At 57.4% G+C, this 21421-nt stretch carries 15 protein-coding genes, 1 tRNA gene and 2 pseudogenes; 4 read left to right on the top strand and 14 right to left on the bottom strand.

All coding sequences use genetic code 11. From position 1 onward, the window contains the following. From JCM12296_RS01080 to lepA, 7 genes and pseudogenes are all read right to left on the bottom strand, one after another. Positions 1–1271: hypothetical protein (locus JCM12296_RS01080; protein ID WP_218187913.1), on the bottom strand; the 1271-nt coding region annotated here is incomplete at its 3' end. 330 nt (positions 1272–1601) lie between these two features. Beyond that, a complete protein-coding gene (locus JCM12296_RS01075) occupies positions 1602–4490 on the bottom strand; it encodes an SNF2-related protein (protein ID WP_054688955.1) in 2889 nt (962 codons plus the stop codon). Positions 4491–5029: 539 nt separating this feature from the next. Then, positions 5030–5102 (bottom strand) — tRNA-Phe (locus JCM12296_RS01070). Positions 5103–5286: 184 nt separating this feature from the next. Beyond that, a complete protein-coding gene (locus JCM12296_RS01065) occupies positions 5287–7080 on the bottom strand; it encodes an SLC13 family permease (protein WP_054688953.1) in 1794 nt (597 codons plus the stop codon). Between the two features lie 74 nt (positions 7081–7154). After that, positions 7155–7679: a 3-isopropylmalate dehydratase small subunit gene (locus JCM12296_RS01060; protein WP_054688951.1), complete on the bottom strand. Its 525-nt coding sequence runs from the start codon at positions 7677–7679 to the stop codon at positions 7155–7157. A 14-nt stretch (positions 7680–7693) separates the two neighbouring features. Continuing rightward, positions 7694–8980, bottom strand: coding sequence for a 3-isopropylmalate dehydratase large subunit (locus JCM12296_RS01055; protein ID WP_054688949.1), 1287 nt, complete (start codon positions 8978–8980; stop codon positions 7694–7696). Positions 8981–9040: 60 nt separating this feature from the next. Further along, positions 9041–10836: pseudogene (gene lepA / locus JCM12296_RS01050) on the bottom strand (translation elongation factor 4). A 158-nt stretch (positions 10837–10994) separates the two neighbouring features. Here lepA and JCM12296_RS01045 point away from each other — a divergent pair. The 4 genes from JCM12296_RS01045 (at position 10995) to JCM12296_RS35625 (ending at position 13381) form a co-directional block, all read left to right on the top strand. Further along, positions 10995–11912 carry a GGDEF domain-containing response regulator gene (locus tag JCM12296_RS01045; protein WP_054688946.1) on the top strand — a complete coding sequence of 306 codons (918 nt, stop codon included), beginning with the start codon at positions 10995–10997 and terminating at the stop codon, positions 11910–11912. Then, positions 11909–12322, top strand: coding sequence for a GNAT family N-acetyltransferase (locus JCM12296_RS01040; protein WP_054688944.1), 414 nt, complete (start codon positions 11909–11911; stop codon positions 12320–12322). Before JCM12296_RS01045 ends, JCM12296_RS01040 begins: the two co-directional genes overlap by 4 nt. A 202-nt stretch (positions 12323–12524) precedes the next feature. After that, a complete protein-coding gene (locus tag JCM12296_RS01035) occupies positions 12525–13238 on the top strand; it encodes a DUF2156 domain-containing protein (RefSeq protein ID WP_157067275.1) in 714 nt (237 codons plus the stop codon). After that, positions 13235–13381 carry a DJ-1/PfpI family protein gene (locus JCM12296_RS35625; RefSeq protein WP_083455682.1) on the top strand — a complete coding sequence of 49 codons (147 nt, stop codon included), beginning with the start codon at positions 13235–13237 and terminating at the stop codon, positions 13379–13381. The genes JCM12296_RS01035 and JCM12296_RS35625 overlap by 4 nt, the downstream gene beginning before the upstream one ends. A gap of 79 nt (positions 13382–13460) precedes the next feature. On the opposite strand, the gene JCM12296_RS46890 is transcribed toward JCM12296_RS35625, so the two are convergent. The 7 genes and pseudogenes from JCM12296_RS46890 to JCM12296_RS48785 all read right to left on the bottom strand — a co-directional run bounded on the left by JCM12296_RS46890 (position 13461) and on the right by JCM12296_RS48785 (position 21348). Further along, entirely contained in the window at positions 13461–13967 is a 507-nt protein-coding gene (locus JCM12296_RS46890; RefSeq protein ID WP_479690845.1) for a hydrogenase iron-sulfur subunit, read from the bottom strand. Beyond that, on the bottom strand, positions 13859–14224 hold the full coding sequence (locus tag JCM12296_RS51265; RefSeq protein WP_479690844.1) for a hydrogenase iron-sulfur subunit: 366 nt from the start codon (positions 14222–14224) through the stop codon (positions 13859–13861). Before JCM12296_RS51265 ends, JCM12296_RS46890 begins: the two co-directional genes overlap by 109 nt. A 96-nt stretch (positions 14225–14320) precedes the next feature. Then, complete coding sequence (locus JCM12296_RS01025) at positions 14321–17419, bottom strand: FAD-dependent oxidoreductase (protein WP_054688940.1); 3099 nt, start codon at positions 17417–17419, stop codon at positions 14321–14323. A gap of 457 nt (positions 17420–17876) precedes the next feature. After that, positions 17877–18773, bottom strand: a complete 897-nt coding sequence (locus tag JCM12296_RS01020; RefSeq protein ID WP_306303930.1) for a rhomboid family intramembrane serine protease — start codon at positions 18771–18773, stop codon at positions 17877–17879. A 73-nt stretch (positions 18774–18846) separates the two neighbouring features. Then, positions 18847–18990 carry a hypothetical protein gene (locus JCM12296_RS46885; RefSeq protein ID WP_281491890.1) on the bottom strand — a complete coding sequence of 48 codons (144 nt, stop codon included), beginning with the start codon at positions 18988–18990 and terminating at the stop codon, positions 18847–18849. After that, positions 18954–19684, bottom strand: a pseudogene (gene nadC, locus JCM12296_RS01015) (carboxylating nicotinate-nucleotide diphosphorylase). Before nadC ends, JCM12296_RS46885 begins: the two are co-directional and overlap by 37 nt. An 11-nt stretch (positions 19685–19695) precedes the next feature. Beyond that, positions 19696–21348, bottom strand: coding sequence for a valine--tRNA ligase (locus tag JCM12296_RS48785; protein ID WP_306303929.1), 1653 nt, complete (start codon positions 21346–21348; stop codon positions 19696–19698). Positions 21349–21421 lie beyond the last annotated feature (73 nt).

The raw sequence follows: 21421 nt of genomic DNA, 5'->3' as shown, positions 1-21421 counted from the left end.
CCGTATAATATTGGAGATGCGTCAGTATTGTATGGCGGATCTATATAGACACTATTAATTTCACCCTTATAGCGTTTTTGTAACACACCCAGAGCTTGAAAATTTTCAGAGTGGAGAAGTAGACCGTTACACTGTTCATTAAAATCTGAGACAGATGCAATCAATCTTGTTTTAAAATCTTCATTAAAGAATTTTGTATCAACCGTTAGATATTTATAGTTTTTTAAAAAATCTGCTGAAAGCGGTTTCGAATATGCTGGACTGAGCAAATCCCCTTTGATTTCATCGATGGCAAACAACCGCACCCACTCATCATACTGGGCCTCATTGGCGGCAATCTCCGGATATAATTCCTCGGTCACACGGTCCAAGGTGATGCAGTAATTCGTCTCAGTGACAAATTTTTTCTTGAGCCAGAGTTTTTTCTGGAACTCCTCAAGTTGGGCAAGAAAGGCGATGATCTTACGGGCAATCTTGCGTAGCACCTTGATCTTGGACAGATATTGCTCGACCCGGGGCGCGTCGTTGTTCTCGATATTGTCCAGGTGCATGATTTCGTTCTTGATGTAGAAATCCAACTCCCGCTGCAAAAAGCCGCCCAGGTCCTTGTGGATAAAATAATCCATGGTGTTCCGAGCCATATATCGGGCCAGGTATTTAGCCAGCAGAGTACGGTCTTTTTGCTTATCGGTGGGGACCGGCGTTCTCAATAACCGGTCGAATTCAGCGGCACCTTTCAATCCATCGAGGTGGATCAAAATTTTGTCCACCGCCTCATCCATTAGCTTACGCTGCCACACCGCATCTTGTCCGCTTTTCAGTGGGTCGGGCCGGTATTCGAAACGGATGATCAATTCCTCATTTTCCAGGCTGACCGGATCGGTTGCATGGAGAATGAAATACCGTTTTTGGCCATTGGCGGCCTTGATGTTGCCGTGTTCGCCCTCCGTGGCATCGACAATTCGAAAATGGACCCGCATTGGCGAATCCGCCTGATGGACCGAAATCGACTCGATTTTTCCTTCGACGTCCTTGGCCTTGCTCAGATCAAAGGTGAAGTCAGTGAAATATTCACTGGTTTTGATGTAGTATTGGTCCTTGTTGGCCCAATGCAGGTACACCTCGCTGCCGTCATAGGGTACGGCATAGGGTGCTGCCTTGCTGCCGCTTTCGCGGGCATAATACCGTTTGGAAAGGAAATCTCCGTTGTCATAATAGCGTTCAAAGAAACGGTAGAGGTGATCATATATCTCGCCCTCGGCCGTATCCATGGCCGATTCCCAGCGTGCCTTGGCTTCCTTGACCTTGGGAGACGCTTCAGGGTTTTCCACGCCGTACTGACGGGCTGTTTCGATCTCATCCAGATAGGCCTTCTTAAGATCTGTCTGCTTTGCCGAGGACGTCTCACCAAAGGAATCGGCAATAATCTGCAAAAGATCCTCATCCAGAAACCGGCTGACTTCGTCGGCTTGGCATGCATGATCCGGTAAAAACCGAAATCCAGATCCGGCTGGTTGATTTGAAACAGTTCCTTAAGCAGGGCCAACAGCTTCTGGCGGTGTTGATCGACAGTGGGCATAATCGTATCTGTTTTCTTTCCCTTATTGCACACACCAGCGGATGGTGAACAGGGATTCAATTTTGGTTTTCTGCTGCATTCGTCGCTCCAGGGCATCAATCAGACGATCACGCTTTTCGGCAATCTCGTCTTCCACATCAAAAATCCGTCGGCGTAGGGAGCGTTTTTTGGTTTCCAGTTTTCTAATCTGATCCTGATATGCATGTTGTTCCTGCATGGTCTCCGCCATCCTGGCCTGACGACTGATCGCCCGAATCTGAGCTTTGATATCATCAAGTTCTTTTTCAACGGCAACCACCATATCATCCGCCCATTTTTCAAGCTGTTCACGTGCTTCATTAAAATGGCGGTTATTGGTTTCCAACGACCGGGAAATAGTGGCTTGCGCATGACGCTGAGCATCGGCAGCCAGCCGTTCCTGAATTGCGTCGTCCGGAATATGGGTCGGCCGTTGCAGCGCCGTACAGGTAAAGAGACGCTCGCAGAGTTCCTGATCAAGAGACTGACCGTCATCTCCAAAGCCGGAAAACAATAGATACTCTTCGCGATCGAAGGAATCAATACACAGGCGTTGTAGGGTAAGCCAGCCTCTTTTTCCGTTGAGTGCCTCTACCATGGCGATGCGGGTGGGATGGTTGGAAATATCGAATATGACTTCCGCTACGGGCGTTGGTCGCTGGGCAGCGGTGTTGATGACATGCTCCCCCAGCGGGTGGCTAAGACGGTACAAGAATACACCGGGGATATTGTTTTTGGATTTCGAAATCAGATGATAGCGACCCGTACTGGCCGTCGTAAGGGGTGACTGGTGCAAATCAAACCACAATTCCTGGTCATTAAAGGTTGCATCGTCAGCCAGCATATAACGCGTCAGTGACCAAAACATGCGGCCGACACGATCCAACTGCTGCTGTGTGCCATTCAAATTGACTTTCAACCGGGCGTGAACATCCTCATCAAAGTGTTCCAGCAAAAGGCGGCGGGTATCGCTGAGCCGGGACTGAATCATATCGTCCAATTCCGCCTGGAGTTCTGTAAACGCGGCATTGATCGTTTCCGGTGTACGGCATTGCTGGTAAATCGATAGAACGCGTCTTTCGAAATCAACACCGGACTCGATGCTTCCCAGAACTTCATCCGAGGCCCCGAAGATTCCGGAAAACAGATTGAACTTCTCTTCCAACAGCTCATGCACACGGCAATCGGCGGCATTGCGGTCATTGAGGAAATTGATCACCACCACATCATGTTCTTGACCATAACGGTGGCAACGGCCAATACGCTGTTCGATACGCTGCGGGTTCCAGGGCAGATCGAAATTGACGACCAACGAACAGAATTGCAGGTTGATGCCTTCGGACGCTGCTTCAGTTGCCAAAAGCACCTGATGAGAATCGCGAAAGGTTTCGATGATGGCGGTACGAACGTCCACCGGTCTTGACCCGGAAACTCGGCCCGAATCACGGTTTTTCTCCAACCACTGGTTGTAGATCTCGGTGGTATCGGGTTCACGGTTGGTGCCGTTGAAAGTAAGCACTCTTCCGGCATAGCCGTTGGATTCCAAAAAATCCTTGATATAAATCTGCGTTCGCCTGGATTCGGTAAATACCACGGCTTTGCGCTGGGCACCGGTCTCCGACATCTTAGAGAAACCAATTTCCAATGCCGAAAGCAGCGCCTTGGCTTTGGTATCCACGCCAATACTGTTGGCCCACAGAATAAATCGATCCAACGTTTCGATTTCTTCATTAAGCTTTTCAGGGTCGATTTCTGGGGGCTCGGCTTCATCGACAGCCCCATTGGTGTCGATGGCGTCATTGAGATCTTCCTCATCCTCCAGCAATTCATCCAACAGATCGTCGTCAAGCTCTTCACCGCGAATAAGCCGGTCGACGATTCCTGAATTTTCCAGGAAATCGGCTTTGAGTCGCTTGAGGCGGTCACGCATGATTTCGAGCGTTCCCGCAACCGCCCTGGGCGATGAGGCAAGGACTTTTCTAACAAGGAGCGTGATGAGGTGCCGCTGCCTTTTCGGCAAAGCATAGCTCTCTTCGCGCTGAAGAAAGGATGAAATTGCCAAGTATAAGTCATGCTCGTGGTCGGACGGTTTGAACCGTCGAGTAATCAGCAGCCTTTCCGTATATTTGACATATTCAAGCACCTGGCTGCGAAGAGTCCGGGAGCAGAAGGTCTGTAAACGATATCTTAACCCTTCGAGATCCCCACCCACATTCACGTATTGGGATCTGAAGGACGGCAAATCACCGAATAGGTTCTCATCGATAATGGTGGACAAGCCGTAAAGCTCTAACAGTGAATTTTGAAGTGGTGTAGCGGTCAGGAGGGCCTTGCGGCGGTCGTGAAGTGCGCGGCGCAAGTTTTGTCCCATCCTGTTGTTTTCACGGTATGCATTGCGAAGCTTGTGGGCTTCATCGATTACCACGAGATCCCAGGGGATGCATTGAAGTTCACTGGCACGTCGGCTGGCGTAATGGAATGAACAAATCACCAAGGTATCGGTATCAAAGGGGGTGGGATTGCCATTGGTTCGGGCATTGCGGTAGCTTTTTGCATCCAGCACCACGGACGCCAGGTTGAATTTTTCTCTGATTTCCAATTCCCATTGTTTGCGCAATGAGGCCGGGCAGATGACCAGTAGTTTTCGGCGCCTTTCCGCCCAATATTGACAAAGCACCAAGCCGGCTTCAATGGTTTTCCCAAGCCCGACTTCATCGGCCAGCACAACCCCTTTGGAAATGGGGGACCGTAAGGCAAATAGTGCCGCTTCGATCTGATGTGGGTTTAGATCGACACAGGCATCAAACAAGGATCGGGAAAGTCGTTCAACGCCTTGACCGCCATTCCGGGATAATTCATGTGCAAAGTATTTTGCGTGGTAGGGTGTGCTCATGCGTCTACCTGCAACCTTTTTTGGAAGTCCTCTGATTCGGGCCGAGATTTTGATTCAAGCGAAACAGGAAAATGAGCGAATGGACAAAATGACAATTAGTCCAAGAGGTCTGTGGAGTCAATTATTGTTTGTCTCTATGCTTACGAGAGGAGATCAAGTTAAAGAGGCATCCATCAGATTGTTGAGGTGTCGCCTGGGATAGCTTGGACGTTTATTCCGCATGGCAGGGGTAGGGGACCGTTGGTTGCCGAATAGAAACAAGAGGCGGCGGGGGGACCTCGGCGTAGGACCGATTTGATGATTTTTCGACTTTTGGCCTTGGTGGATCCAAGATAAACGAGAGCGAATTGCATTGATAGGACAGATGTCTAATCCCCGGTTGCAACCATACCCAGATTTGAGAATGGGGTAGAGGGGATTTTTGTTTTTGATACTTCTTTTAGGTCCGTTGCTCCCGATCCTTGTACTATCCTTGTACAAATTTTCCCTTGTACGAAAAAAGGGTTTACGGAATTTCCGTAAACCCTTGATTTCTTAAGTGCCGAGGGACAGAATCGAACTGCCGACACGGGGATTTTCAGTCCCCTGCTCTACCGACTGAGCTACCTCGGCGGGATTCCCGAAAGGGCACATGGCCGTTTCAAGAAAGACCGCATATAAACTCTTTATCATAATTTAGTCAAGGGCTTTTTTGCCGCTTGATGAATATTTCCAGGATGGCAACGGTCGTCGCCGTCCTGTCCGATCAGAAGCGTCATGGTGTCTTTCAGCGGGCCGCAATGTCTGCACGGCGGCGCTAAAATCCATAGATGACGGGTGCCAGAAAAATCGTCATCACCGCGACGACAAGGGTCATGACCGACCCGATTTTCACATAGTCCATGAATCGGTATTCACCAACACCCCACACCATGAGGTTGGTCTGATACCCGGTCGGGGTGATGAAGGCGCACGAAGCGGCGATCATCAAGGTGATGGCGAAGGGCATGAAGCTGACGCCCAGGTAGCCGGCGGTGGACAGGGCGATGGGAAACATGAAGGCGGCGGCGGCATTGTTGGTGATCACATTGGTCATCAGCGTGCAGCCCAGAAAGATCACGGCCAATGCCAGATGGGGGTTTTTGCCGCCCAAGGCGGCCAAGAGGCGCGCCACCTGTTCGGCCAGGCCGCTTTCGGTAACCGCCGATTCAAGGCCGATGGCACAGGCGATGACCACCAGGGTGCTCCAGTCGATGCTGCGTGCCGCCGTGGATAACGAAAGGCATCCGGTCAGGAGCATGGCCCCGCTGGCCAGCAGGCTGGCGTTGAGCATGCTCATCCAGCCCAGGGCGACAACGGTGATCATGGCCAGGGTGATCAGGCTGGCTTCTACCGCCCGGTCCGTGCGCTGCAGGTGGAAGCCTTTGAGGGCCTTGGTCAAGGCAAAATCCTGATCGATCTGACACTCGTAGAAAAAATTGTCGTTGACCTCCAGGACGGCGTTGTCGCCGGCTTCGATGGTGGTCTCCTCCAACGGACTGTCCACGGGCTGTCCATCCCTTGAAATCGCAACAAATTTATACTGACACGTGTTCTCATCCCGGATCAGGTCGGCAATTTTCCGGCCGACGGTTTTGCTTTGGCGGGAGACCACGGCCTTGACCAGATGGTGGGTGTGACGCTCGGTCTGCATGGGGTTGAGGGTCAGGTGGGGGACCAGGGCATTGGTGCGCCAGAGGGCCACCATGGCTTCTGTCTCGGTGGAAAAGGCGATCAGGTCGCCGGCGGCCAATTTCTCGTGGATCAGATCGGTGGTGAGAATTCCCGCCCCCCGGCGGATATACAGCACCTGAACCCCATCATCGGCCGCGATACCGGTTTCGTCGAGGGTGCGGCCGACGATTCGCGAGCCTTCCCGTACTTCGAACTCGGCCGTGTAGCGCCGTGTGGTCGCATCTCCCGCTCGCCCGTTGGTCCGGGTTGGCAGGAAAAAGCGTCCTACCAGGATCATCAAGCCGATGGCCACCACGGCGATGGGCACGCCGATGAAAGCCGGATCGAACATGCGGATGGCTCGGATGACCGGCAGGCCGGCGGTGTTTCGTTCCATGGTGTCAAGCACCATGCCGGCGATGACCAGGTTCGTGGAGGTGCCGATGACGGTGCACATGCCGCCCAGGATGGAGGCGAAGCTCAAGGGCAGGTACAGCTGTTGGGCGGGGAGCCGGGCCACGCGGGCGATGTCACGGATCACCGGAATCATCATGGCCACGAGTGGCGTGTTGTTGAGAAAGGCGCTGCCGAAGGCGACGGGCGGCAGAATGCGTATCTGGGCGCCGACAACGCTCTGGGGAACGCCCATGAGCCGGTCCATGATCATGGTGATGGCACCGGTGGCGTACATGCCGGCGGCCACCATGAAGAGAACGCCCACGGTGAGCATGCCGGGATTGCTGAATCCTTTGAGCAACTGCGCTGGCGGGGCCAGGTTGAGGGTCATGGCCACGGCCAGGGCCCCCAGAAAAATAGCGGGTGCCGGAATGCGGGTCTTGATCAGCAGAATGAAAAGGACGATCAAAAGGGCCAGGGTCAGGTAGGCGGCAATGGTCATGGCAAACCTCCATTGGCGCGGCGGGGCGACGGCTTCCCGCCCGGAAGGGCGAAAAGCCGTTATGAAAAGTCCCGTCAGTAATTGGCGTCCGCGTACTCGACCCAACCACCAGCGGTGACCAGGTCGGCATCGAAGCCGGAGATTTTAAAAGGCACGGTCCGGGAGACGTCACCCGCCGAGAAGGTGATCGTACCGCCCTCGAAATCGGTCGTGGCGGTGGTCTCCCGGCCGGCGAAGGTGGCGAACAGCGCGTCGATGGTGTCGGCGGGCAGCTCCACGGCCATCATGCCGCAGTTGAACATGTTTTGGCGAAAGATACGGGCGAAGCTCTCCCCCACCACCAGGTTGATGCCGTTGACTTCCAGCGCCCAGGGCGCGTGTTCCCGCGATGACCCGCAGCCGAAGTTGGCCCGCGTGACGACGACGGCCTTTCCGGCGATGTCATTTGCCGGATCGAAGCCGTCCATTTTGAGATCCTCCAGAAGATTGGGCGCCAACGCCTCGCGAGAAATCTCGGTGAGATATTTGGCGGGGATGATCTCGTCGGTATTGATGTCCGAGCGGTCCAGGAACAGGACCTTGCCGTTGAATGATTTCATCGATCGCTCCTTTCCTACCCGTTGAACAGCGTCGAGTTGGCGATGCTGCCGGCGATGGCGCTGGCGGCAGCGGTGGCCGGGCTCATCAGGTGGACCATGCCGCCCTTGCCCATGCGGCCGTTGAAATTGCGGTTGGTGGTCGACGCGCAGACTTCACCCTCGGCCAGCACGCCGTTGCTCATGCCCAGGCAGGCCCCGCAGGTGGGGTTGGTCACGCAAAAGCCGGCATCCATGAAGATCTTGATCAAGCCTTCTTCCAGGGCCTGGGCATAGATCTTCGGCGTGGCCGGCGAGACGATGGCGCGCACGTTGTCGCTGATGCGCTGACCGCTCAACACCTTGGCGGCAATGCGCAGGTCGCTGATGCGACCGTTGGTGCACGAGCCGATATAGATTTGGTCCACCGGTGTGCCGGCCATTTCAGCCACCGGCTTGACGTTGTCCGGCTTGTAGCCGAAGGTGACCATGGGCGAAAGGGCGGAAACGTCATGGTCGATGGTGGTGCTGTAGACCGCGTCCGCGTCGGGCAGGTAGCGTGCGAAATCAGCCAGGGCCGCCTCGGGGGTGTCGTATTGATCCTTGATGAAGGGCCACAGGTAATCCACCGTGGTACGGTCCGGTTCGCAGATGCCGCAGGTCCCGCCGGCTTCGATGGCCATGTTGCAAAGGGTCATGCGCGATTCCATGTCCATGGCCGCCACCACCGGGCCGGCGAATTCGATCACCTTGTTGGTGGCGCCGTTCACCCCGATGCGGCCGATTACCGAGAGAATCACGTCCTTGGCATAGACGCCCTCGGGCAGGTGGCCGGTGATGTTGATGCGCATGGTCTCGGGGGATTTGAAGGCGCAGACCCCCTTGAGGATGCCCACTTCCAGGTCGGTGGTGCCCACGCCGGCGGCAAAGGCGCCAAAGGCGCCGTGGGTGCAGGTGTGGGAATCGCCCATGATCACCGTGTATCCCGGGCGCACGAAGCCTTTTTCGGGAAAGATGGCGTGGCAGACACCGTTGGCGCCAATGTCGAAGAAATCCTTGATGGCGTGGCGGTGGGCCCAGGCCCGCAGAATCTTGCCCTGCAAGGCGGTCTTGGAGTCCTTGGCCGGCGAGACATGGTCGATGACCACCTTGATTCGGTCGGGATCGAAGACGCGGTCCTTGTCGCGCCGTTCCAGATCCAGGATGGCCGGTGGGGTGGTGATTTCGTGGCAGAAGACCGCGTCCAGGCGGATCACGTGCATGTCCGCATCCGGCGTGCCGACACGATGGTCATCGAAGATTTTTTGTGCAATGGTTCTACCCATGGTTCCTCCGTCGATGCAAAATGACTGATGGTGGCGCATTTCAGCCGGTATGCCGTGGCCTTAATCCGAGTCGGTCTTCAGCACGGCGAGAAAGGCGGACTGGGGCAGCATCACCTGGCCGACCATCTTCATTCGCTTTTTCCCTTTTTTCTGTTTCTCCAGCAGCTTGCGTTTACGGCTGATGTCCCCGCCGTAACACTTGGCCGTTACATCCTTTCGAAATGCCGATACGGTCGAACGGGAGATGATCTTGCCGCCGATGGCGCCCTGAATGGCGATCTTGAACATCTGGCGGGGAATCTCCTCCTTGAGCTTGTCACAGGCAATGCGGGCCCGGTTTACCGAATTGTCCCGGTGGGTCAGCATGGAAAGGGCATCCACCCGTTCGCTGTTGATCAGAAAATCCAGCTTTACCAGGTCGGTCTCGCGGTAATCGATCAATTCGTAATCGAAGGAACCGTACCCCTGGGTGATGGATTTGAGTTTGTCGTAAAAATCGTAGATCACCTCCGCCAGGGGCAATTCGAAGATCATCTCCAGGCGGTTGTTGGTGAGATACTGGTAATTCTTGTTGATGCCCCGGCGCTCCATGCACAGCTTCATCACCGCGCCCATGTAGCGGTCCGGGATGATGATCGACGCCTTGATGAAGGGCTCCAGGGCCTGGTCGATCAAGGTGGGGTCGGGGTAGAGGGCCGGGTTGTCGATCACCAGCTCACTGCCGTCGTTCATGATCAGATGGTAGCGCACCGACGGCGCCGTCAGGATCAACGAGAGATCGTATTCGCGTTCCAGGCGTTCCTGGACCACTTCCAGGTGCAGCAGGCCCAGAAAACCGCAGCGGAACCCGAATCCCAGGGCGGCGCTGCTGTCCTTTTCATAGATCAGGGCGGCGTCGTTGAGCTTGAGCTTTTCCATGGCCACGACCAGATCCTCATAGTCGTCGGAGGCCACCGGGTAGATCGAGGAAAAAACCACCGGCTTGGCTTCCTTGAAACCCGGCAGCGGCTGGGCACAGGGGCGCTGATGCAGGGTGACCGTATCGCCGCAGCGGGTGTCGCTGACCGTCTTGATGCCGGCGATCATGTAGCCCACCTCGCCGGCACTCAGCGTCTTTTGGGGGACGCGCACGATCTGGAACACGCCGACCTCTTCTACCTTGTAGGTAGCGTCGTTGGACATGAAGCGGATCCGGTCCCCGGCGCGGATGGTGCCTTGCTTGATGCGGAAGTGCACCACGGTGCCGCGGAAGGGATCGTAATGGGAATCGAAAATCAGCGCCTGCAAGGGAGCCTCGGAATCGCCTTCCGGCGGCGGCAGGGTGTTGACCACCGCTTCCATAATATCCTCGATGCCCAGCCCCTCCTTGGCCGAGGCCAGGATGGCCGATTCCGGATCCAGTCCCAGATCCTCCTCGATTTGGGCCTTGACCCGCTCGATATCGGCCGAGGGCAGGTCGATCTTGTTGATGACCGGGATGATTTCCAGGTTATGTTCCATGGCCAGGTAGAGGTTGGCCAGGGTCTGGGCCTCGACGCCCTGGCTGGCATCGATCAACAGCAGGCGCCTTCGCAGGACGCCAGCGCACGGGAGACCTCGTAGGTGAAATCCACGTGACCCGGCGTGTCGATCAGGTTGAGGTGGTAGGTCTTGCCATCCTTGGCCTTGTATGGCAGACAAACGGTCTGGCTCTTGATCGTGATGCCGCGCTCCCGTTCGATATCCATGCTGTCCAGAATCTGATCCTTGAAATCGCGGTCGCTAATAATTTTACTCGACTGGATCAGCCGGTCAGACAGGGTCGACTTGCCGTGATCGATATGGGCGATAATGCTGAAGTTTCGTATGTTTTTCATTTTATTCGATGTCGCGCCAAAAAGGCTCCCATCATTCGGTTGACACTGCTTTTCAGCGTGGTTATAATCACTTCATTTGCTAAAAATTTATATTAATATCAGATCGTTTTTAGACCTGTCAACCGGTAAGCGCGATCGGCCGGATAATTTAAAAGCCTATGCTCCCACACATCCTTGTCGTCGATGACGAACCCGCCATTCGTGATGCCATGTGTGATTATCTCAAGCTTTCCGGCTACGAGATATCGCTGGCCGCGAGCGCCGAAGAGGCGTTGGCCGCCATCATGGCCTGTCCCATGGATGTGGTCATCACCGACATCACCCTGCCGGGTATGAACGGCCTGGAGTTGACCGACCGGATCAAGTCGGCCTGGGATGTTGATGTCATCGTCATGACCGGCTACAGCCAGGATTACTCCTATGAGGAGGCGATTAACAAGGGCGCCAGTGATTTCGTTTTCAAGCCGGTGCGCCTGGAGGAACTCAACCTGCGGCTCAAACGGGTGCTCCGGGAACGGATGCTCAACCAGGAGCGCCTGCAAATGCTCGACGAGCTGAAAAAGTTGTCCATCACCGATGGACTCACCCAGCTCTACAACTCGCGCTATTTCTATTCCCAGCTCAAGGGCGAAATCGAGCGCTTCAAACGTTACGGCCATAAACTGAGCCTCTTGTTGCTGGATATCGACCATTTCAAGGCGTACAACGATACATACGGTCATCTGGAGGGAGATAAGATCCTGGTGCGCATCGGCCAGGTGATCCGGGCCTGCCTGCGTAAAATGGACACCGCCTATCGGTATGGCGGGGAGGAGTTCACCATCATTTTGCCGGGGACGCCCGGGGAGGAGGCGCGGACGGTTGCCGAACGCCTGCGTACCGCCGTGGCGGCCGAGTCGTTTGCCAACACCGGCACGGCCGGTGTTCAGATTACCATCAGTATCGGCGTGACCCAGTACTGCCGCGATGAGTCGGTCGCCAGCTTTGTCCAACGGGCCGATCAGGCCATGTACCATTCCAAGCAGTCCGGCCGCAACCAGGTTTCCTGTATATTCGAAACGCCTGCCGAATCATGATTGAATACACATTTCTTGAAAACCCGACCCAGACCGAGATTGCCCGGCTGACCGAACTCTACCGGTTGGCGGGCTGGTGGAAGGACGCGGCCGACCATCCGTCCACGGTTGCCGGCATCGTGCGGGGCAGTCATTGTTTTCTGGCGGCCCGGCAGGGTGGGACCATCGTTGGCATGGGGCGCGCCATCAGCGACCGTATCAGCGACGCCTATATCCAGGATGTCACCGTGGACCCGGCCTTTCGTCACCAGGGGATCGGCTCACGGATGGTGGCCCAATTGGTGGCCCGCCTCGAAGCCGACGGCATCGGCTGGATCGGACTGATTGCAGAAAGGAAGACGCATCCATTCTATCGACCTTTGGGATTTGCACCCATGGCCGATTCTGTGCCCATGCTGAAGACGTTATGATACATTTTTCCGAATTGACACCCGCGCATTACGCTGCCTATCGCCACTATTTCGAGAACCAACGCTACGAGATCTGTGCCTACTCGCTCTCTTCGGCCATCAGCTGGAGAAATGAGGAGTACCGGCCTTTGGGCGCCGAATACGAGGATGCCTTGATTATCGCCGCCGAATTCACGACCCACAAAAGAACCGGCACCTTTTGTTGCCGATCACTCCCCGGCGCATGGTGCCACCGGACGAATTGGTCACGACCGCCCGTTTGGCCGGGTATACGGATTTCTGGTTCGTGCCCGAAGCCTATGTGACGCATTTCGGCCGGGAGGCGGTGGAACGCCACTTTACCATCCAGAGCCATGGGGCCTACGACGACTACGTCTATTTGGTTGACGACTTGGCCGAACTCAAGGGGAACCGCTACTCAAAGAAGCGCAACCTGATCAAGCAGTTCACGCGGGAATATGTGGCGCGGGAGCGGGTGCGCATTGATCCGATCGGTGCGGACAATACCGACGATTGTTTGATTTTCCTGGAAGAATGGTGCCGGGAGCGGGACTGCGACGCCGACGAACAGGTGGATCTCGCCTGTGAAAAGCAGGCGGCCATCAATACCTTGCTCAGCTATGACGCCTTCGACTTGAAGGGGATTCTGCTACGCATCGACGGCAAGGTCAGCGCCTTTGGCATTTCCGCCCCCCTGACGTCGGATATGGCGACCTTGCAATACGAGAAGGCCTTGGGACAGATCAAGGGGCTTTACCAGTATTTCGACAATGCCTGCGCCCGCATGCTCTTCAACGGGTATACCTACCTGAACAAGGAGAGCGACATGGGTATTCCCGGCCTGACCCAGGCCAAGAAATCCTACCATCCCCACAAAATGGTGCGCGCCCTTAAGTTGATCCTTAAAGATGCTTGACACCTCATAAGGATGACCTGGTCAATGCCGGAGGAAATTGGGTCGACCAAGCGGTGGTGGTGGACGACTTCCTGGTGACCAGCCGCACGCCCGATGATCTACCGGCATTCATGCGTGCGATTATCGGTGTGCTGGGCGGATGAATGGGCCCCATCGACACGCGTTCCCGGGGAGGATTTTGCGGGAACGCGTGTCGACCACCATGAACCGTCGATCATGGTATCAGGCCGGGGCGTAGCACTGTTGCTCCACGTCGTAACGGACGAAGCCATAGCGGGAAGAGTTGTTGATGTGCCGGGAAACCTCGGACGGGTTCAGGTTGAGGCTCTCGGCGATTTCGCTGGTCGATAACGGCTTTTTCTGCAGCAGGGCGACGATCTGGCTGATGGCATACTTCTCCAGGATGATTTCATCGAAAAGTCGGTCCAGGTCACCGCTGGCAAAGAATTTTTCGTATTCGACTTCCGTGCGGATCGGCACCCGCAAACGTTCCCGCTCCACCAGCTTGATGAACGGAACCAGTTTGAGGGCCGCTTCGAGATTGAAGGTCAACTGCGCTTTGTCGATCCCTTCACTGCTGCCCAGCGGTCCCAGTTCGCGGGTGGTCTGGCTGAAGGCATTCATGATCTCGGCGAAGCGGATACCTTCGCCGGCGGACACCCATTCCAGCCGGAAACGGTCGGGGTTGATGCCGATGTGGCCCAAAAGCTTCTTGGCGATTTTGGACATGACCAGGGCATCGTAGTTGCCTCGGGGTTATAGTGGCAGTCGTTGAGATGACAGCCGCCCACAAAGACGGCATCCGCGCCGTTCAAGAATGCCCGCAGGATGAATTTCAGGTCGATTCTACCCGAGCACATGACCCGGATGACCCGCAGGTAGGGGGGGTATTGGAAACGGGACACGCCGCACAGATCCGCCCCGCCGTAGCAGCACCAATTACACAAGAAACCGATGATTCTGGGTTTAAACGTGCCACCTGCCATTTTGCTTTTCTCCTTTGATTCGTCTTAGTCGGTGGCGGTCGGGGGGTGCCCGCCGCCATGGTTCAAACCTTGGGTGGCCGGAATGCGGACCGGCGGTCAGCCGGCCTGCTCAAGTTCCGGAAACGCCGCATCCAGCTGGAACAAGATCTCTTCGTCCGTGTAATGCCGAAGTTGAATGGCCTCGGTCGGGCACTTGGCATTGCACAGTCCGTCACCCTTGCAGAGGACCGGAATGACCCTGGCCTTGCGGCCCTTGGGGGTGTCCTGGAATTCGATGGCGCCATAGGAGCAGGCCGTGATGCAGGCCCCGCAGGAGATGCAGCGGTCCTCGTCCACCGTGCAGACCGATCCGGAAGCAGTGACCGTATCCTGGGAAAGCAAAACCCCGGCCCGGCCGGCGGCGCCATAGGCCTGGGTAACCGATTCGTTGATATGTTTGGGGTAATGGGCCGTGCCGCACAGGAAGACGCCCTCGGCGGCGAAATCCACCGGGCGCAGCTTGACATGCGCCTCCTGGAAGAACCCTTCCGGACTCAGGGCGACCTTGAACTGTTTGGCGATCTCCTGGATGTTGTCCGCAGGAACGATGGCAGCGGAAAGGGCGAGAAGATCGGCGTCCAGCTCGAGCGTTTCTCCCAGGATCGGATCGGCAACGGTGACGCGCAGTACCTCCCGACCCTCCGCGACCACGGCTTCCACCTGGGGGGCCTGTTCCGGTTCAAAACGCACGAAGCGCACCTCTTTTTCCGCCGCTTCCCGGTAGTAATCCTCACTGAACCCGTAGGTGCGCATGTCCCTGAAGAGGATCTGGACATCCAGTTGGGGGTAGCGCGTCTTCAGGCTGATGGCGTTTTTGATGGCATGGGTGCAGCAGATGCGCGCACAGTAGTTGCGCTCCGTGTTGCGGCAGCCGACGCACTGGATCATCACCAGCCGCTCGGCCGTGGCCAGGCGCTCATCTTCCGCATGAATCTGTTCCTCCAGTTCCAGCTGGGTCATCACACGGTCGTCCTCGCCGTAACGGTATTCGGTGGGTTTGTGTTCGGCCGCCCCGGTGGCGAGCACGGCGGCGCCATGCTTGATCGTGCGCCGGCCCGTGTCGGCCTTGATGGTGGTGGTGAAGTTGCCCACATAGCCGGCCACTTCCAGGATCGTGGCCTCGTGGGCCACATGCACCCGGGGATGCTGATAGACCTTGCGGATCGTTTCCTGGAGAAAGGCCTGGACATCCATGCCATCCAGGGTGGTGTGGATCCGGCGGGCCATGCCGCCCAGTTCCTTTTCCTTCTCGATCAGGTAGACCTCGAATCCCTGTTTGGCCAGGCTCAGCGCACTGGTCATGCCGGAAAGGCCGCCGCCGACGACCACGGCGGTCTTGTCCACCGGCAGGTCGAACTCGTTCAGGGGTTCGAGCAGGTGGGAGCGGGCCACGGACATGCGAATCAGATCCTTGGCCTTTTCCGTGGCCGCCTCCTGCTCCTTGGAATGGACCCAGGAGCAGTGCTCGCGGATATTGGCCATGTCGTAGAAGTACTGGTTGATGCCGCCCTCGCGCAGGGTGTCGCGGAATACCGGTTCATGGGTACGGGGGGTGCAGGCCGCCACGATGACCCGGTTGAGTCCCTTTTCGCGGATGGTGTCGGTGATCTCCTTGGCGGAGTTGGTGGCACAGGAGAAAAGCTGTTCCTGGGCGTGCACGACGCCGGGCAAGCTCAGGGCGTATTCCACGGTGGATGGCACATTGACCACGCGGCCGATGTTGGCCCCGCAGTGGCAGACAAAGACGCCGATCTTGGGTTCCTCGCCCGAGACATCCCGTTCGGGGGGGTAGACGCGGGCCGTGGAAAGCTTGCCGCGCCGCCGGGTGAGAATCTCGCCGCATTGGGCACCGGCCCCGCTGGCACTGAACACCGCCTCGGGGATATCCATGGGCCCCTGAAACGCACCGCTTAGAAAGATGCCCGGCCGGGAGGTCTCCAGGGGGTTGGCCGGGTTGGTTTGGCAGAAGCCGTGGTGGTTGAGGTCGATGCCGAAGGTTGCCGCCATCTGCTTGAACTCGGCCGGAGGCGTCAATCCGACGGCTAGCACGACCATGTCGAATTCTTCTTCCTTGACCCCATCATCGGTGGTGGCATAGCGCAGGGTGACATTTTGGGTCTCCGGAATTTCCCGGCCGACGGAGACATAGCTGCGGACAAACCGGATGCCGGGCAGGGCCTCGGCGCGCTGGTAGAAGCGCTCGAAGCCCTTGCTGTAGGAGCGAATGTCATTGTGAAAGATGGTGCACTCGGCATCGGCGTCATGGTCCTTGGTGAGGATGACCTGCTTCTGGATGTAGGTGCAGCAGACGCCGGAGCAGTAGCTGTTGTAGCCGGGCGCCACCCGCCTGGAGCCGACGCAGTGAATCCAGGCCACCTTGTGGGGATGTTTGCCGTCGGAGGCGCGCAGAATTTCTCCCTCGTAGGGACCGGTGGCGCAGAGCAGGCGTTCGTAGTCGAGGCTCGTGACCACGTTGGCGAATTTACCGTAACCGTAGTCGTTGTGCAGCCGTGCGTCAAAAGGTTCAATGCCCGGGGCCAGGATGATCGCACCCACGTTGACCTGCATCGCCTTGGACGTCTGGTTGAAATCAATCGCGTCGTTCTTGCAAACGCCCTGGCAGATGGTGCACTTCTTCCCGTCCAGGAAGATGCAGTTTTCGTCGATGTAAGGCGTCAGTGGAATCGCCTGGGCGAAGTACATGTGCACGGCCTTGTTGTTGGATATATCCTGGTTGAAGGGGTCCAGGACCTCGACCGGGCAGTACTCCGTGCAGCTGGTGCAGCCGGTGCACTTGTCTTCATCGATGAAACGGGGCTGCGTGGTCAGGGTGACCGTGAAGTCGCCGGACTCTCCCTGGACCTGAACCACTTTGGTCATGGTAAGGATTTCGATGTTGGGGTGCCGCTTGCATTCGAGGAACTTGGGCGACTCGATGCACATGGAGCAGTCGTTGGTGGGAAACGTCTTGTCCAACTGCGCCATCTTGCCGCCGATGGTTGGCGATTTTTCGATCAGATAGACGCGGTAGCCGGCCGTGGCCAGATCGAGGGATGCCTGGATGCCGCTGATGCCGCCCCCCACCACCATCACATCCCCGAAATGGTTGTCGGCACAATGGGTCAAACATACTTCTGCAACGGGTAGGTTTTTCACCGCTTTTTCCCCTTCCGATAGTTGTGGGTTTACCGATGGTGTCTTTTCACGGTGCCCAGCAACTGTAAAAAGGGTATGCTGCGGATACGCTTGGCGCAATAAAACCACCCGCTCCTTAAAAGATTCGGATCTTTTACGGATGATTCGTTTATATCAGGCGGGAATCAGACGGTATGAAGCAAACGATTCCATCACCTTCGGACAACCATGAGCGCATCAACGGACACGCGTTTACCGGGCACCTCATGTGAAGCCGATATGATGGAGATGTGATGGCATGTTGATTGGGAAAATCGCTTTTGAATAAATTGACTTTAGCTTTTATGTAGCTCCTTTGTAGCTTTATTAGCGGTGATTGCATGAAATGTCAAATCTAAAATCAAGTGTCGGCCAGACGTCCATGGCATCGCCGGTGCGTCGCGGCCGTGGACGAGCGCCATCATCGATGACGCGGGCTTTAGATGTGCTGGATCTTTACCTTGAGCAGCATGTCGCCCCGGGTGCCGTCTACATGGGGCCGGCCCACGCCTTTCAAGCGCAGGATCTGCCCGTCGGTGATGCCCTGGGGAACGATGATGTTGTAAAGTCGGTTCTGTAGCCCCCAGGGAACGGTTACCGTTTTGCGGGCGCCGACCATGGCTTCGTACTGGGTGATGGTCAGGGTGCCGTACAGATCGGTGTTGCCTTCTCCGCGCGTGGTCTTGATCACTTGGAAACGGTGCGACTGCTTTCTCTCGGTGGCCTGCTGCAATCGGTTGGAGAAGCCGGTGGCGGGGATGCGGTCAAAAAGTTTGAGGAAGAGAATGCCAAATAGGAATCCCCCGATGTGCGCCCACCAGGCGATGCCGCCGGCGCCGCCCGAACTGCCGGCCACATTGAAGACCTGCAACACGAACCAGATGCCGATGAAAAAGAAGGCCGGGATTTCCACGAACCAGGGAATGATGATGATCGGAATCAGCGTCAGGATACGGGAGCTGGGATAGAGGATGAAATAGGCACCCATGACGCCGGCGATGGCCCCGCTGGCCCCGATGGTGGGAACACGGGAGCTGGCATTGAAGATCAATTGGGTCATGCCCGAAGCCAGGCCGCAGAGCAGGTAAAAGATGGCATAGCGCGCCGGTCCCAGTCGATCTTCGACATTGTCGCCGAAGATGTGGAGAAACCACATGTTGCCGATCAGGTGCATGAACCCGCCATGCAGGAACATGAAGGTGAAAAGGGAGATCAGTTTCTGGCCGGTAGAAAAGTAGGCGGAAATTTGCGGATCGGTGAATTTGGCCGGCACCAGCCCGTAGAGCAACAGGTAATGGTCACTGCCGCTGCCCTGGGTCAGCTGCAGCAGAAGCATACGATATTGATGCCGATGATGGTGTTGTTGACCACCGGCACCCGCCTGGACGGTGTGGTGTCGCGAATGGGGATCATGGGCCCTTGTCCGGTTCGATGCGCATGCTCAGGTCGACGGCCACGGCCGAGTGGGTCAGGGCGCCGATGGAGATGAGATCGACCCCGGTGGTGGCCAAGGCCTTCAGCCGGTCGCGGGTGACCCCGCCGGAAACCTCCACCAGGCTCTGCCGGCGATATGGGTTACCGCCTGGCGGATCTGATCCACGTCCATGTTGTCGAGCATGATGATATCCGCGCCGGCGGCCAAGGCTTCATCGACCTCGGCCAGGCTGCTGGCTTCCACCTCGATTTTGACCAGGTGGGAGATGGCCTGGCGCGCTTGGCGACCGCCGCGGTGATGCCGCCGGCCACGGCGATGTGGTTGTCCTTGATCAAGACGCCGTCATACAGGCCCATGCGGTGGTTATGGGCACCACCCACGCGCACGGCGTATTTTTCCAGCACGCGCCAGCCCGGCGTGGTCTTGCGGGTATCCACCAGCTTGACCGGACTGCCGGCAACGGTTGCCACATAGGCGCGTGCCTGGGTGGCGATGCCGGAGAGACGCTGCAGGAAGTTAAGGGCCGTGCGTTCGCCTTTCAACAAACCGGCCAGGCTGCCCGTGAGGCGGATCACCGTGCTGCCGGCGGCCACCCGATCTCCGTCGGCATAGCCGGCCTCAAAAACGATGGTCGGTTCCAGGGCCTTGAACACTTTTTCGGCCACGGCCAGGCCGGCGATGACCAAGTCCTGTTTGGCCACGATCACCCCCCGGCCCGGGGTGTTCGGAGCGACCAGGTTGTCCGTGGTGATATCGCCGGGGCCGATATCCTCTTTCAGTGCCAGCTGGATAAACTCGTCGATGGTGTGCATGGCGTGGCCCCTTATTCCATCATGGCCTGGATGCGCGCAAGGGTCGCTTCCAGGGCGTGCTGCTTCTCGAGCATGGCGGCGTGCTTTTCACGGACGCCGGCCACCACCTCGGGCGGTGCCTTCTTGAGAAAATCCTCGTTGCCCAGCTTTTTGTTCATGCCGGAGAGTTCCTTGGTGAGCTTGACGATCTCCTTTTGCAGGCGGGCCTGTTCCTGGGCGAAATCGATGATACCCTCCAGCATGACGAACAGCGTGGCACCCTCGATCAGCACCGTGGCCGCCGCCTTGGGACGCTGGGCGTCCATGGCAATGCGGATTTCCGTGAGGCGGGCCAGATTGGTGATCAGGAGGCTGTTCTTCTCGATGGTCTCGCCGACCAGCGGAGCATCGGGCTGCACCACGACGGTCAGGGCCGTGGACGGGGCGATGTTCATCTCACCGCGTACATTGCGGATGCCGGTGATGGCGTCCATCACGGTCTGCATCTGGGCTTCGACGGCCGGATCCTCGCCGGGAGCGAGAATCTCCGGCCAGCAGGCTTTCATGATCGATCCCTCGGTGCCGGGCAACGAGTGCCAGATCTCCTCGGTGACAAAGGGGGTGAAGGGGTGCAGGAGGACCAGGGCCTCGCGGAAGACATGCCAGAGCACCGACAGGGTGGCCGTCTTGGCTTGGCTGGCATTCTCATCGTAGAGGACCGGTTTGATGGCCTCCAGGTACCAATCGCATAGCTCGTGCCAGACAAACTGATAGACCATGCCGGCGGCTTCGTTGAACTTGTAGGCGTCCAGCGCCTCCGCGGTCTGTCGGGCCACGCGATTGAGGCGGGAGATGATCCAGCGGTCCTGCAAAGAGATGTTGGCCGTGTCGATGGCGTCATAGCCTTTGTCCAGGTGCATGAGGGCAAAACGCGCCGCGTTCCAAAGCTTGTTGATGAAGTGGCGGTACCCCTCGACGCGTTTCTCGCTCATCTTCACGTCGCGTCCCTGGGCGGCGAAGGCGGCCAGGGTGAAGCGGAAGGCGTCGGTGCCGTACTGGTCGATGACATTCAAGGGATCGATGACGTTGCCCTTGGATTTGCTCATCTTCTTGCCTTCTTCGTCGCGCACCAGGGCATGCACGTAGACATCCTTGAAGGGGATCTCGCCCATGAAGTGGATGCCCATCATCATCATGCGGGCCACCCAGAAGAAGAGAATGTCGAACCCGGTGACCAGCACCGAGGTGGGGTAGTAGGTCTTGAGCAGCGGCGTCTGATCCGGCCAGCCCATGGTGGAGAAGGGCCACAGGGCCGAGCTGAACCAGGTGTCGAGCACGTCGGTCTCCTGAACCAGGTCGGTGGAACCGCAGTCCGGGCAGACATCCGGGGTGTCCAGGGCCACGACCATCCGCCGGCAGGCCTGGCAGGTCCAGGCCGGGATCTGGTGCCCCCACCAGATCTGGCGTGAGATGCACCAGTCGCGGATATTGTACATCCATTCATAATAGGTCTTGGTCCATGATTCGGGGATGATGCGGGTCTTGCCGGTTTCCACCGCCGCGATGGCCTTTTCGGCCAGGGGCTTGGTCTTCACGAACCACTGGCGCGATAGGTTGGGCTCGACCACGGTCTTGCAGCGGTAGCAATGGCCCACGCTATGGCGGTGGGGCTCGATGCGTGCCATCAGCCTGGGCCTCAAGGGCCTCGACCACGGCCTTGCGGCAGGCAAAGCGATCCATGCCGGCAAACGGGCCGGC

Origin of the sequence: Desulfosarcina cetonica JCM 12296 (genome assembly GCF_001311845.1) — a bacterium.
GTDB classification, from domain to species: Bacteria; Desulfobacterota; Desulfobacteria; order Desulfobacterales; family Desulfosarcinaceae; genus Desulfosarcina; species Desulfosarcina cetonica.
The sequence above is the reverse complement of the archived record's forward strand: the minus strand, read 5'-3'. Positions and strand labels throughout refer to the sequence as shown.

Coding starts and splice junctions, on each gene's coding strand:
- JCM12296_RS01075 (WP_054688955.1), bottom strand. CDS start 4,490: ATGAGCACACCCTACCACGCAAAATACTTTGCACATGAATTATCCCGG.
- JCM12296_RS01065 (WP_054688953.1), bottom strand. CDS start 7,080: ATGACCATTGCCGCCTACCTGACCCTGGCCCTTTTGATCGTCCTTTTC.
- JCM12296_RS01060 (WP_054688951.1), bottom strand. CDS start 7,679: ATGAAATCATTCAACGGCAAGGTCCTGTTCCTGGACCGCTCGGACATC.
- JCM12296_RS01055 (WP_054688949.1), bottom strand. CDS start 8,980: ATGGGTAGAACCATTGCACAAAAAATCTTCGATGACCATCGTGTCGGC.
- JCM12296_RS01045 (WP_054688946.1), top strand. CDS start 10,995: ATGCTCCCACACATCCTTGTCGTCGATGACGAACCCGCCATTCGTGAT.
- JCM12296_RS01040 (WP_054688944.1), top strand. CDS start 11,909: ATGATTGAATACACATTTCTTGAAAACCCGACCCAGACCGAGATTGCC.
- JCM12296_RS46890 (WP_479690845.1), bottom strand. CDS start 13,967: ATGTCCAAAATCGCCAAGAAGCTTTTGGGCCACATCGGCATCAACCCC.
- JCM12296_RS51265 (WP_479690844.1), bottom strand. CDS start 14,224: ATGGCAGGTGGCACGTTTAAACCCAGAATCATCGGTTTCTTGTGTAAT.
- JCM12296_RS01020 (WP_306303930.1), bottom strand. CDS start 18,773: ATGCTTCTGCTGCAGCTGACCCAGGGCAGCGGCAGTGACCATTACCTG.
- JCM12296_RS48785 (WP_306303929.1), bottom strand. CDS start 21,348: ATGGCACGCATCGAGCCCCACCGCCATAGCGTGGGCCATTGCTACCGC.